This window comes from Citrobacter cronae, assembly GCF_016893685.1.
Taxonomy (GTDB): Bacteria; Pseudomonadota; Gammaproteobacteria; order Enterobacterales; family Enterobacteriaceae; genus Citrobacter; species Citrobacter werkmanii.
This window is the reverse complement of record NZ_CP069763.1, coordinates 4,535,753-4,548,124: the sequence shown is the minus strand read 5'-3', so window position 1 is coordinate 4,548,124 and position 12,372 is coordinate 4,535,753. Positions and strand designations below refer to the sequence as shown.

The window sequence follows — 12,372 nt, the reverse complement described above, 5'->3', positions numbered from 1 at the left end:
AAGCCTTACAGCCTGCGCTGTCCCTTGTCGTCAATGGGCAGCAGAAAATTAGTCTGCACGGCCCATATAGCGACGTTCTTCGATATGAATACGGATTTTTTCTCCCGCACTCAGATACTCAGGAACCAGGATCACCAGGCCGGTAGTCAGGGTCGCAGGTTTGTTACGCGCGCTTGCTGATGCCCCTTTAATGCCGGGCGCTGTTTCAACAATTTCCAGGTCTACCGTTTGCGGCAGTTCCAGCGCCAGCAGCTGGCCGTCCCAGGTCAGAACCTGCATGTCCGGCATTCCGCCTTCCGGCATGAACAGCAGTTCTTCTTCAATCTGGTCTTTGGTGAAGGTATACGGGGTATAGTCTTCTTTATCCATAAAGACATATTCGTTGCCATCGACATAGGAAAAGTCGACGCCACGACGGCTCAGGGTGACAGTATCAACGATATCATCGCCCTTGAAACGCTCTTCAACTTTCAGGCCGGTACGGACATCAGAAAAACGCATTTTGTACAGCGTGGCGGCGCCACGTGCGGTTGGTGATTGAATATCAATATCTTTTACAATCAGCAGCTTGCCGTTGTAATTCAGTACCATACCTTTTTTAATTTCGTTCGCTCTTGGCATCGAAAAAATCCTGTAGTGAGGAGTGTCTAAAATATCGCGTAAAACTACTCGCGCCGGGGCATTCAGGCAAGTGGAATTGATGCTTTTGCTGGTGCAAAAAAGGTGTTACTGTGCGCTTCTCTCACAATCCGATGGTTTACGATAAAGAGAATACTGTATGGAATGCCGTCCGGATTGTGGTGCATGCTGCACCGCGCCTTCAATCTCCAGCCCTATCCCTGGTATGCCTGATGGCAAGCCCGCTAATACGCCATGCGTTCAGTTGGATGAATCCTTGCGCTGCAAAATTTTTGCTTCGCCGCTGCGGCCAAAAGTATGTGCCGGTTTGCAGCCCAGTGCGGAAATGTGTGGGAAGACGACGCACCAGGCCATGCTGTATCTTATTGAGCTTGAAGCGCTGACCGCGCCTTAAACATCTTTGATGCGCGCCAGGCACACGATGGTGGCGATGATCATCACCAGCGCAAACCAGAACACGGCGTGATAATTCCAGATTTCAGCGGCAATACCTGCCAACGATCCGGCAATAATCCAGCCTACGCGAATGGTATTCGTATAAAGGGTCGTGGCTGAACCTGCTTGTCCTGGCATCAAATCCTGGAAATAGAGCATGCCAATCCCACCAAGGATGCCGATATAAATCGCGTTCAGCAGCTGTAAACCAAGCAATACCGCCGGAGAGTGGGCCAACAGCATACCGGCATAAAAGAAAAAGCCGGCCACGACGGCAATTCGCATCAACAGACGCTTGCCCAGACGCTTAGCAAAGTATCCGGCAATCAACATGGTCGGGATTTCCAGCCCGGCAGCGGTTCCCATCATGATACCCGCCAGTTTTTCCGGCAGATGCAGTTCATTGATAATAAACAGCGGCATATTAATGATATAGAGGCTATTGGTCCCCCACATTAATGTGCAGATAACAAAAAGGAGCAGCGTGTCGCGACGATTGCGCCGTGGCGCCTCCACCACGCCAGTGGCGAGAGGCACATTTTTACTCATTGACGGTAAGAACAGCCAAACCATTGCGCCGCAGACAATAAAAGCAACCGCCGCGCTGAGGTACATCACCGTGAAGCTAAATCCCATTGCCAGTGCGTAGGCCAGCGGCGGGCCAATTACCCAGGCCAGCGATACCTGCGCACGTAAAATTGAGCTGAACATGACCGCTTCCCGGCCTGTACGGTCGGCATGCTCGCGAGCGAGAGCAAACATTTGCGGGTTGGCGGTTGAACCAAAGCTGCTGAGGAAGACGCCGACAAACAGCAAAATAAAATAGTTACGGTTCCAGGCAAACAGCACGCAGGCCAGCATGCCCAGGACACAACAGAAGACAATCAGGTTTTTGCGATCGCCTTTTTTATCCGAGCGCCCGGCCAGAAACTGACTCACCAGGATACCGATTACGGCGCTGCCGGTAAAAAAGAACCCGACCATACCGGGACGGGCATGGACTTCATCGGTCAGAAAAAGACTCAGCGTTGGTGTCTGCAAAGCGCCGGCGATACCCGTCAGAAACGCGACAAGCAGGAACGCCGCAGACGTTAAATCGAACGCCTTAGGTGTGGCGGCTACGGGGGTGTTATGCATGTTTTGATATCAATGATGTGAAGAGACGCGGAGTTTACGCTGCTTGCCAGAAAATAAACAGGTAGCCAAATCAAAATCGGCATCAAAAATCAAAATAGCATTTCAGTCAAAGAATGCTGTTTGCTGATGTTGCTGAATCTGACACGCTGACGCCATTTTTGCTTCAGCAATTTTATCTCTCCCCAGAAGAAAATGTGCGTTATCTCTAAATTCAGCAAGTAATTTGTCAACTTTACTTGTGTGCTGAAGAAAAAAGATCAAGACTTCTTGAAACGTTTCAGCGTCATCTTGCCATAACTGATGGAGTCAGGTGACGCCTTTTTTCTCATATTGGCTGAATCGTTTCAATTCAGCGGGAGAGGAGAACCATGTTCCAGTTATCTGTTCAGGATATTCACCCGGGCGAACAGGCCGGGAATAAAGAAGAGGCTATTCGCCAGGTTGCCGCGGCCTTAGTGCAAGCGGGTAACGTTGCGGAAGGCTACGTCGATGGCATGCTGGCGCGTGAACAACAAACGTCCACGTTTCTAGGCAACGGTATTGCTATTCCTCACGGGACGACGGACACGCGCGATCGGGTGCTGAAAACCGGTGTGCAGGTGTTTCAGTTTCCGCAGGGCGTGGTCTGGGGCGAAGGACAGGTCGCGTATGTCGCGATCGGTATTGCCGCCAGCTCTGATGAGCACCTCGGTTTACTGCGTCAGCTAACGCATGTGTTGAGCGATGACTCCGTTGCTGAACAGCTGAAATCAGCGACTACGGCGGAAGAGCTGCGCGCGTTGCTGATGGGCGAAAAGCAGAGCGAACAATTAAAGCTTGATAACGAAACGCTGTCGCTGGACGTCGTTGCCAGCTCGCTAGTGACGCTGCAGGCGCTCAACGCTGCGCGGCTGAAAGAAATTGGTGCGGTTGATGCCGCATTTGTCGCCAGGGCAATCAATGAGCAGCCGATGAATCTCGGTCAGGGGATCTGGCTGAATGACTGTGCTGAAGGTAACGTGCGCAGCGCCGTTGCGGTCAGCCGCGCAGCAACGGCGTTTGATGTCCAGGGGGATGCGGCAGCCCTGCTGGTAACCGTCGCGATGAATGACGATCAACCGGTTGCGGTGCTGAAGCGCCTTGGCGATCTGCTGCTGAATAATAAAGCTGACCGTTTGTTGAAAGCGGATGCGGCAACGGTGCTGGCGCTGCTGACCAGCGATGACGCCTTAACCGATGATGTACTGAGCGCCGAATTTGTTGTGCGCAATGAGCATGGTTTACACGCCCGTCCGGGCACCATGCTGGTGAATACGATTAAACAATTTAACAGTGAAATTACCGTGACAAATCTTGATGGAACCGGCAAACCGGCAAATGGACGCAGTCTGATGAAAGTTGTGGCATTAGGCGTGAAAAAAGGACATCACCTGCGCTTTACCGCCCAGGGCGAGGATGCTGAACAGGCGCTGAAAGCGATTGGCGAAGCCATCGCTGCAGGTCTTGGGGAGGGCGCGTAATGAGCAGACGTGTTGCTACTATCACCCTTAACCCGGCCTACGACCTGGTGGGTTTCTGCCCGGAAATTGAACGTGGCGAAGTGAACCTGGTGAAAACCACCGGTCTGCATGCGGCGGGAAAAGGGATTAACGTCGCTAAAGTCCTGAAAGATTTAGGTATCGATGTCACGGTGGGCGGTTTTCTGGGTAAAGACAACCAGGATGGTTTTCAGCAGTTGTTCAGCGAGCTGGGCATTGCCAACCGTTTTCAGGTTGTACAAGGGCGTACCCGTATCAACGTCAAGCTGACCGAAAAAGACGGTGAAGTCACCGACTTCAATTTCTCTGGCTTTGAAGTCACCCCCGCTGACTGGGAACGCTTTGTAAACGATTCGCTGAGCTGGCTGGGCCAGTTCGACATGGTGTGCGTTAGCGGTAGTTTGCCGACCGGCGTGAGCCCGGAAGCTTTCACCGACTGGATGACGCGTCTGCGCAGTCAGTGTCCGTGCATTATCTTTGATAGTAGTCGTGAAGCGTTGGTGGCAGGTCTGAAGGCGGCGCCGTGGCTGGTGAAGCCAAATCGTCGTGAACTGGAAATCTGGGCGGGTCGTAAACTGCCTGAAATGAAAGATGTGATTGATGCGGCGCATGCGCTGCGCGAGCAGGGTATTGCTCATGTGGTGATTTCCCTCGGTGCGGAAGGCGCGCTGTGGGTCAACGCTTCGGGTGAGTGGATCGCAAAACCGCCGTCAGTCGAGGTGGTCAGCACCGTTGGCGCGGGTGATTCGATGGTTGGCGGTCTGATTTATGGCCTGCTGATGCGTGAGTCCAGCGAACATACCCTGCGTCTGGCGACGGCTGTTGCCGCTCTGGCGGTAAGCCAAAGTAACGTGGGCATTACCGATCGTCCTCAGTTGGCCGCAATGATGGCGCGTGTCGACTTAAAACCGTTTAACTGACAGCAGGAGAGGCATAATGAAAACGCTGCTGATTATTGACGCCAATCTCGGCCAGGCTCGCGCTTACATGGCGAAAACCCTGCTTGGAGCGGCGGCGCAAAAAGCGCATCTGGAAATTATTGATAATCCGAATGATGCAGAACTGGCGATTGTTCTGGGCGACACGCTTCCTGCTGACAGTTCGCTGAACGGCAAAAAAGTCTGGCTCGGCGATATCGGTCGTGCGGTTGCGCATCCTGAACTCTTCCTCAGCGAAGCGAAAGGTCATGCAAAACCTTACAGCGCCCCGGTTGCGACAACGTCTGTTGCCAGCAGTGGCCCAAAACGCGTGGTGGCGGTGACGGCTTGTCCGACCGGCGTTGCCCATACGTTTATGGCTGCCGAAGCTATTGAAACAGAAGCGAAAAAACGTGGCTGGTGGGTAAAAGTTGAAACCCGTGGCTCGGTCGGGGCAGGCAATGCCATTACCCCGGAAGAGGTGGCTCAGGCGGATCTGGTGATTGTGGCGGCTGACATTGAAGTTGATCTGGCGAAGTTTGCCGGAAAACCAATGTACCGCACGTCTACTGGCCTGGCGCTGAAGAAAACCAAACAGGAGCTGGATAAAGCGCTGGAAGAGGCGACGCCGTATCAGCCAACCGGCAAGGCGCAGTCTGCGGCAACCGAAGGGAAGAAAGAGAGCGCTGGCGCGTATCGCCACCTGCTGACGGGCGTGTCCTACATGCTGCCGATGGTTGTTGCTGGCGGTCTGTGTATTGCGCTCTCATTCGCCTTTGGTATTGAAGCGTTTAAAGAGCAGGGCACGCTGGCGGCGGCGCTGATGCAGATTGGCGGCGGTTCAGCCTTTGCGTTGATGGTGCCGGTTCTGGCGGGGTATATCGCGTTTTCCATCGCTGACCGTCCGGGTCTGACGCCAGGTCTTATCGGCGGTATGCTGGCAGTGAGCACCGGTTCTGGCTTTATTGGCGGGATTATTGCCGGTTTTCTTGCCGGTTATGTGGCGAAGCTCATTAGCACCAGGCTGAAACTCCCACAGAGTATGGAAGCGCTGAAACCGATTCTGATCATTCCGCTGCTTTCAAGTCTGGTGGTGGGTCTGGCCATGATCTACCTGATCGGTAAACCGGTAGCCGGCATTCTGGAAGGTCTGACCCACTGGTTGCAAACCATGGGTACGGCGAATGCGGTGCTGCTCGGTGCGATTCTTGGCGGCATGATGTGCACTGACATGGGCGGTCCGGTTAACAAAGCGGCGTATGCTTTTGGTGTGGGCCTGCTGAGTACGCAAACTTATGCGCCGATGGCTGCCATTATGGCGGCGGGGATGGTACCTCCGCTGGCGCTGGGTCTGGCAACGCTGGTTGCGCGTCGTAAGTTCGACAAAGCCCAGCAGGAGGGCGGTAAAGCTGCGCTGGTGCTGGGCCTGTGCTTTATCACCGAAGGGGCTATCCCATTCGCCGCGCGTGATCCGATGCGCGTTCTGCCTTGCTGTATCGTTGGCGGTGCGATTACCGGCGCTCTCTCCATGGCGGTAGGGGCTAAGCTGATGGCGCCCCACGGCGGTCTGTTCGTGCTGTTAATCCCTGGCGCAATTACACCGGTGGTTGGCTACCTGCTGGCCATTATTGCCGGTACGCTGGTAGCCGGTCTCTCCTACGCGGTGCTGAAGCGCCCGGAAGCAGAGGTTGTGGCAAAGGCGGCCTGATTAAGCGCTGAAATCCAGGGCAGAGAAATCTCTGCCCTTTTTTATGCCTTAGCCCTTACCGTTGCAGCATCGCCACAATAATCCATCCTGCCTTAAGCAAATTCGATAAAGTGCCTTTAAATCAAACTGGTCACGGAAATCGAATATGAAAAAAGCGCCCATTTTTGCTGCTCTGTCACTCGCGACGCTGCTACTGACGGGATGTTCAACCATCTGGGTGATGACAACAACGTCAGGTGCAACAATAGAGACGCAAGGCAAGCCTGAGCAAGACCCCGGGACAGGACTGACAAAATATGCTGACGCCTATGGTTATCACCGCGTGATTAAAAGCAGCGATGTGAAGCAAATAGATAAAGGTAAGACGGTATTGATGTGGTGAGCCGGTTCAAGTGAATAGAGAATCATTCAGGGGCGAAATCTTTCGCGCCCCTGAATAAGACGGCTCAGGCAATCATTGGGGCGATGATAAAGCCAAAGGCAACGCCCGCGATGATCCCACCCAGTCCCGGCAACATAAACGGATGGTTTAAGACATACTTACCTACGCGCGTTGTCCCGGTGGTGTCGAACTCCATCGCCGCCAGTGAAGTCGGGTACGTTGGGAGAACAAACACGCCGGTCACAGCTACATAGGAAGCCAGAATTGCCCAGGTGGGAACGCCAAGCGCGACGGCAAGCGGGATAATCAACGGCGTGGTGGCCCCCTGCGAATAGAGCAGCGCGCAGGTGCCAAACAATACCAGAGCCAGCAGCATCGGGTAGGCCTGCAAAATATTCCCCGCGATGTCCTTAATCTCCGCTAAGTGCGCGTCAATGAATGTGGTTCCCAGCGTAACAATGCCGAGAATGACTGCCAGCGAACTCATCCCGGCGCGAAAAGTTGACGTCAGGACAATGGCATCTGTAGATGTTTTGCACAGCACCACCATCAGGCAAGCGGCAGCCAGCATGCAGATGATAATGATATCCCGCGTATTCATTGGGCTGCCAACATCAAATCCAGGGCGTAGCTGCGGGAATGCGGCAAGAATAACGATGAGCACCGTGGCCAGCATAAACAGGGCGACGGAAAGTTTTGCACCCGGTGTGGTACTGTTTTGCCCTTCGTATTTGCGCACCAGCCCTTTCTGCAGGCGTTCCAGATAGACCTCATCGTCCTGGAGTTCACATCCCTGGCGCGAGGCGATGAATGCCCCAACCATCGCGGCAACAAACGAGGCGGGCAGACATACCGCCATAACCTGGATAAAGCTGATACCGTTGCCTTCCATGATGGTCAGCATCGCGGCCATTGCGGCGCTGATCGGCGAGCCGGATATTGCAACCTGGGACGCCACTACGGAGCCTGCGAGCGTACGAGAAGGGCGGATGCCTGACTCTTTCGCAACTTCGGCAATCACCGGCAGGGTGGAAAAGACAATGAAACCTGTTCCCGCCATTATGGTCATCGACCAGGTGATAATCGGTGCAATAACATTGATATATTTAGGATTACGACGCATAAAATTACCGGCAATGCGTACCAGGTAATCCATGCCTCCGGCTGCCTGTAGCGCTGATGCCGCCACAACCACCGTCATAATAATAAGAATGACGTCCACAGGCGGCGAGCCAATTTTCAGACCAAATCCCAGGGTTAAAATAGCCAACCCCAGCCCACCGCATAAACCGATACCAATTCCGCCGAGGCGGATGCCGAAAAATATTGCGCCTAATACTACGATAATTTCCAACCAAAGCATAATGGCCTCCGCCAGATAATAATTCGCTATAAGAATGGCTTTTATTAAATGTGATGATTAAATTGTGGTTTTTTTATTGCGCCAGAAGGTGGCTTTTTCCAACGCGTTTTTCATACCACTTAATTCCGGCACGAACCAATGAACCGGTTGAATCAATATATTTTGCTGGTGATTTCTTGACGGCTTCAGCAAGGATAACGGGGACTTCAGTACATCCCAGAACGATGACTTCCGCGCCGCGTGCAAAAAGTGCTTCAGCCTGTTCATTCATTAATATTTGTGCTTGCTTAACATCTCCTGCTTTCAGGCAATAAATACTTTCCATGACTTTTTCCTGGCTGGAAGAATCAGGGCTGACGCAGGTTAACCCAAGAGACTCTATCCCTTTTTGATAGAGACCCATGTACAACGTGGCATTGGTAGCCAGCAGTCCGATGCGCGATTTTCCGCAGCTTCTGACCTCACCCAGGGTTGTCTCCACAATACTCAGCAACTCCGTATGACAGGATTCTTTTAACTCTTTAAACCAAAAGTGGGCGGTATTACACGGGATCACAATACACTCCGCGCCAGCATCTTCGAGTTTATGCATATAATCGCGCATGGCCGGAAGGGGGGAATTACCATGACGCATTAATGCGTCAGTACGGTCAGGTATATCAGGAATGGATGAAATAATTAATGGAATATGTTCCTGATCGCGTTGCGCTGCAGTAAATGTGACGAATTTATTAAATAGATCGACGGTTGCAGCAGGTCCCATACCACCAAGTACGCCAATTAAACCTTTCACGATATATACCTCGTTTAACCATTAAATAATATTCAGGCTGTGTTTTATCTTGCCCTAATGTTTAACAGCAGAGCGTCGCGACGAGAAATGCAATAATGTTTTGCTTAATGCAAAAACCGCATGACTGTAGTTTTTTTCGCCGTTCTATGAGGTCAGGATAGGGTGCGGAGCCTGAAGATCTGCAAGCAGAGTAGGGTTGCGGCTGGATGGTGACGCTGACATGTTAATGTCAAAAACGAAGGCTTGATGCAAAAAACGAATCATTATGGGCTAATCGTCAATACCATCTCTGGAATTCTTCAGGCATGATGTTGTTAGGCTCATCAACATATTTAAACATCCGCGTGACAGGCATGAAAAATATTGAGACAAAATGGTTATATGATTTCCTGACGCTGGAGGCATGCCGTCATTTTTCCCAGGCTGCGGAGGAGCGCAATATATCTCAGCCGGCATTTAGCCGGAGGATCAAAGCGCTCGAATCAGCCGTGGGGGTGCAGCTGTTTGATCGCACGACGACGCCGCTGCAATTGACGGAGGAGGGCAAGTTATTCCATTCGCAAACGCGTAGCCTGCTACAACAGCTGGAATGTAATCTGGACGAACTCAGTGGTCACAATCTGCTTGGGGTCCCCAACATAAAAATCGCGGCAGCGCATTCTTTGTCGCTGACCATGTTGCCCCGGTTAGTGCATTCAATGGCGGCCTGGGGGGAAGAATTTGTCTGGCACGTCGAGGCGATTGATGTGGTGCAAGCGGTGAATACCCTGCGCGAGGGGAAAAGTGATTTTATTATCTCGTTTCGTGACGAGGATTTAATGCAGTCGCCTTTCTGTGGCTTGAAGGTTTTTGAGTCAGAGCTCTATCCTGTCTGTGCTACCGATGGACAGGGGAACGCGTTGTTTGATATCTATCAGCCGCAGGCGCCGATTCTGAACTATACCAGCACATCCTACATGGGAAGATTGGTAAACCGTCAGTTAGCGGAAGTTGGCGGCATTTCAGCACGAACGTTGTTTATGTCTTCGATGAGTGAGTTGTTGAAAAACATGGCGCTGGATGGGCATGGGATCGCCTGGCTACCAGCGTGGTCGATCGTCAACGAGCTGCGCGATAAGCGTCTGGTGCGCCTGGAGACACCTGAACTGATGGTACCTATTCAGGCCTATATTTACCGGATGGATACCCGATTGAATAAAACGGCTGAACATTTCTGGCGTATTTTGTACAACCATATGCCAGAGGACCTGGTTTCGCTTACCTGAGACGCGCCAGCTCGCCTGGCGCATCTGAAAAATTTCCGGTTATACCGGAGTTATACTTTTTAGCCTGCTTAATTTGTGTACTACCTCTCATTTTCTCTCTCCCTTACAAACTGTATCTATAAAAAATTGTGATTCTGTTCATATCTATTGACTTTGGTTCTTGCAGATAGATTTACTTTGTCAAAAACATGCTTACTATAAACACGTGTTCGATACTGAACATGTGCTCTAATAGTTTTGTGTATGGCGGTAATTATTCTTAACGAACTCATTTGTGGCAAGATAATTGCCAGGGGACGTGCTATGCGTGAAAAGGAATACATAGTAACTATTGGCTCAGCCAATATGGATGTTGCTGGGTATTCGCATGCTTCTCTAAATTATGCGGATTCGAATCCAGGAAAGATAAAATTCACCCCCGGCGGAGTTGGACGCAACATTGCACATAATCTCGCGCTACTGGGTAAAAATTCGTGGTTACTGACTGCGGTTGGTAATGATTTTTATGGTCAATCGTTATTGGCGCAAACTAATCTATCCGGAGTACATGTTGATAAGTGTCTTATCGTTCCGGGAGAGAATACATCGAGTTATTTATCTCTGCTTGATAACACCGGTGAAATGCTGGTTGCCATTAATGATATGAGCATTACCGAACATATTTCACCGAGTTTTTTATCGCAGCAGCATGATTTTATTCGGCAGGCGAAAGTTATCGTCGCCGATTGCAATATCAGCGAAGACGCCCTTGCATGGGTGCTGGATAATGCCGGAGATGTTCCGGTGTTTGTCGACCCGGTATCGGCATGGAAATGCGTCAAAATTCGCGAGCGGCTTGGACAAATTCACACCCTCAAACCTAACCGGCTTGAAGCCGAAACGCTGAGCGGTATTGCGCTTTCCGGGCGTGATGATGTTGGCAAAGTGGCCGCCTGGTTTCACGATCGCGGCTTAAATCGCCTGGTGCTCAGCATGGGCGGTGACGGAGTTTATTACAGTGATATTGCGGGGGATTGCGGTTGGTCGCTGCCGATTAAAACTCACGTCATTAATGTTACCGGGGCTGGCGATGCGATGATGGCGGGACTGGCTTCCTGCTGGGTAGACGGCATGCCCTTTATTGATTCGGTTCGATTTGCGCAGGGTTGTTCATCAATGGCATTAGCCTGTGAATATACCAATAACCCTGATTTGTCTGTTGCGAATGTTATCTCAATCGTGGAGAACACAGAATGTCTGAATTAACTCTTTCCTCTGAATTATTAAAAATATCTCCAGAAGTACAGGAAGCATTAAACAGTAAAAAACCGATTGTTGCCCTCGAGTCAACCATTATTTCTCATGGTATGCCATTTCCGCAGAATGCCCAGACTGCTATTGAAGTAGAAGAAACTATTCGTAAGCACGGGGCAGTTCCTGCGACCATTGCCATTATTGGCGGGGTAATGAAAGTTGGTTTAAGCAAAGATGAAATTGAGTTGCTTGGCAGAGAGGGGCATAGCGTTACTAAAGTCAGTCGTCGTGATTTACCATTTGTGGTTGCTGCAGGGAAAAATGGTGCGACGACAGTTGCCTCAACCATGATTATTGCCTCCCTGGCTGGAATTAAAGTATTTGCGACGGGCGGGATTGGTGGTGTTCACCGTGGTGCTGAACATACCTTTGATATTTCCGCAGATCTGCAAGAACTGGCGCATACCAATGTCACGGTAATTTGTGCCGGGGCGAAATCTATTCTTGATCTCGGTTTAACGACCGAATATTTAGAAACCTTTGGCGTGCCGTTAATTGGATATCAGACTAACGCGTTGCCGGCATTTTTCTGCCGAACCAGTCCGTTTGAGGTCAGTATCCGTCTGGACAGCGCAAAAGAGATTGCCCGTGCCATGGCGGTGAAATGGCAGACAGGTCTCGACGGCGGTCTGGTTGTTGCAAACCCAATCCCGGAGCAGTTTGCGATGGCTGAAGAGAAAATTAATGCGGCAATCGATCGGGCGGTAAAAGAAGCGGAAGAGCAGGGGGTTGTGGGCAAAGAGAGTACGCCGTTCCTGCTGGCGCGCGTTGCGGAGCTGACCGGCGGTGACAGCCTGAAATCAAATATTCAGTTGGTGTTCAACAATGCGGTACTGGCTTGTGAAATTGCGAAGGAGTATCAACGCCTCGCCTGACCAAATTTTCCGGGCAGAATGCGGTCGCCCGCGGATAGCAAACCTACC

General features: G+C 51.4%; 12 protein-coding genes. 8 read left to right on the top strand and 4 right to left on the bottom strand.

All coding sequences use genetic code 11. The annotated features are described in order from the left end of the window. Positions 1 to 48 precede the first annotated feature (48 nt). Complete coding sequence (gene yeiP, locus JSN25_RS19830; protein ID WP_038642029.1) at positions 49 to 621, bottom strand: elongation factor P-like protein YeiP; 573 nt, start codon at positions 619 to 621, stop codon at positions 49 to 51. Between the two features lie 157 nt (positions 622 to 778). Between yeiP and JSN25_RS19825 the strand changes: the two genes are divergently transcribed. After that, a complete protein-coding gene (locus tag JSN25_RS19825) occupies positions 779 to 1,033 on the top strand; it encodes a YkgJ family cysteine cluster protein (protein WP_005129254.1) in 255 nt (84 codons plus the stop codon). Here JSN25_RS19825 and setB read toward each other — a convergent pair. Next, entirely contained in the window at positions 1,030 to 2,211 is a 1,182-nt protein-coding gene (gene setB / locus JSN25_RS19820; protein ID WP_087857397.1) for a sugar efflux transporter SetB, read from the bottom strand. The two genes, JSN25_RS19825 and setB, sit on opposite strands and share 4 nt — an antisense overlap. A 368-nt stretch (positions 2,212 to 2,579) precedes the next feature. On the opposite strand from setB, the gene fruB reads away from it, so the two are divergent. The 4 genes from fruB (at position 2,580) to JSN25_RS19800 (ending at position 6,735) form a co-directional block, all read left to right on the top strand. Continuing rightward, positions 2,580 to 3,710, top strand: coding sequence for a fused PTS fructose transporter subunit IIA/HPr protein (gene fruB / locus JSN25_RS19815; protein ID WP_137346728.1), 1,131 nt, complete (start codon positions 2,580 to 2,582; stop codon positions 3,708 to 3,710). Then, entirely contained in the window at positions 3,710 to 4,648 is a 939-nt protein-coding gene (fruK, locus tag JSN25_RS19810) for a 1-phosphofructokinase (protein ID WP_006683781.1), read from the top strand. Before fruB ends, fruK begins: the two co-directional genes overlap by 1 nt. A gap of 16 nt (positions 4,649 to 4,664) precedes the next feature. Next, positions 4,665 to 6,353: a PTS fructose transporter subunit IIBC gene (fruA, locus tag JSN25_RS19805; RefSeq protein ID WP_038642023.1), complete on the top strand. Its 1,689-nt coding sequence runs from the start codon at positions 4,665 to 4,667 to the stop codon at positions 6,351 to 6,353. 145 nt (positions 6,354 to 6,498) lie between these two features. Continuing rightward, positions 6,499 to 6,735, top strand: coding sequence for a YgdI/YgdR family lipoprotein (locus tag JSN25_RS19800; RefSeq protein ID WP_204525278.1), 237 nt, complete (start codon positions 6,499 to 6,501; stop codon positions 6,733 to 6,735). A gap of 64 nt (positions 6,736 to 6,799) precedes the next feature. On the opposite strand, the gene JSN25_RS19795 is transcribed toward JSN25_RS19800, so the two are convergent. Together JSN25_RS19795 and cuyB are read right to left on the bottom strand one after the other, a co-directional pair. After that, a complete protein-coding gene (locus tag JSN25_RS19795; RefSeq protein WP_085047868.1) occupies positions 6,800 to 8,098 on the bottom strand; it encodes an anaerobic C4-dicarboxylate transporter in 1,299 nt (432 codons plus the stop codon). Between the two features lie 73 nt (positions 8,099 to 8,171). Next, positions 8,172 to 8,891, bottom strand: coding sequence for a cysteate racemase (cuyB, locus tag JSN25_RS19790; protein WP_204525277.1), 720 nt, complete (start codon positions 8,889 to 8,891; stop codon positions 8,172 to 8,174). A 353-nt stretch (positions 8,892 to 9,244) separates the two neighbouring features. On the opposite strand from cuyB, the gene hypT reads away from it, so the two are divergent. The 3 genes from hypT (at position 9,245) to JSN25_RS19775 (ending at position 12,324) form a co-directional block, all read left to right on the top strand. After that, positions 9,245 to 10,156, top strand: a complete 912-nt coding sequence (gene hypT / locus JSN25_RS19785; RefSeq protein ID WP_079226151.1) for a hypochlorite stress DNA-binding transcriptional regulator HypT — start codon at positions 9,245 to 9,247, stop codon at positions 10,154 to 10,156. A 303-nt stretch (positions 10,157 to 10,459) separates the two neighbouring features. Beyond that, complete coding sequence (locus JSN25_RS19780) at positions 10,460 to 11,401, top strand: pseudouridine kinase (protein ID WP_159120983.1); 942 nt, start codon at positions 10,460 to 10,462, stop codon at positions 11,399 to 11,401. Then, positions 11,389 to 12,324: a pseudouridine-5'-phosphate glycosidase gene (locus JSN25_RS19775; protein ID WP_204525276.1), complete on the top strand. Its 936-nt coding sequence runs from the start codon at positions 11,389 to 11,391 to the stop codon at positions 12,322 to 12,324. The genes JSN25_RS19780 and JSN25_RS19775 overlap by 13 nt, the downstream gene beginning before the upstream one ends. The last annotated feature ends 48 nt before the right edge of the window (positions 12,325 to 12,372 follow it).

What these genes read in the sequence shown, in the direction of transcription:
- fruB (WP_137346728.1), top strand. Translation starts at nt 2,580, where the DNA reads ATGTTCCAGTTATCTGTTCAGGATATTCACCCGGGCGAACAGGCCGGG.
- JSN25_RS19825 (WP_005129254.1), top strand. Translation starts at nt 779, where the DNA reads ATGGAATGCCGTCCGGATTGTGGTGCATGCTGCACCGCGCCTTCAATC.
- fruA (WP_038642023.1), top strand. Translation starts at nt 4,665, where the DNA reads ATGAAAACGCTGCTGATTATTGACGCCAATCTCGGCCAGGCTCGCGCT.
- hypT (WP_079226151.1), top strand. Translation starts at nt 9,245, where the DNA reads ATGAAAAATATTGAGACAAAATGGTTATATGATTTCCTGACGCTGGAG.
- JSN25_RS19800 (WP_204525278.1), top strand. Translation starts at nt 6,499, where the DNA reads ATGAAAAAAGCGCCCATTTTTGCTGCTCTGTCACTCGCGACGCTGCTA.
- JSN25_RS19780 (WP_159120983.1), top strand. Translation starts at nt 10,460, where the DNA reads ATGCGTGAAAAGGAATACATAGTAACTATTGGCTCAGCCAATATGGAT.
- setB (WP_087857397.1), bottom strand. Translation starts at nt 2,211, where the DNA reads ATGCATAACACCCCCGTAGCCGCCACACCTAAGGCGTTCGATTTAACG.
- fruK (WP_006683781.1), top strand. Translation starts at nt 3,710, where the DNA reads ATGAGCAGACGTGTTGCTACTATCACCCTTAACCCGGCCTACGACCTG.
- JSN25_RS19795 (WP_085047868.1), bottom strand. Translation starts at nt 8,098, where the DNA reads ATGCTTTGGTTGGAAATTATCGTAGTATTAGGCGCAATATTTTTCGGC.
- yeiP (WP_038642029.1), bottom strand. Translation starts at nt 621, where the DNA reads ATGCCAAGAGCGAACGAAATTAAAAAAGGTATGGTACTGAATTACAAC.
- JSN25_RS19775 (WP_204525276.1), top strand. Translation starts at nt 11,389, where the DNA reads ATGTCTGAATTAACTCTTTCCTCTGAATTATTAAAAATATCTCCAGAA.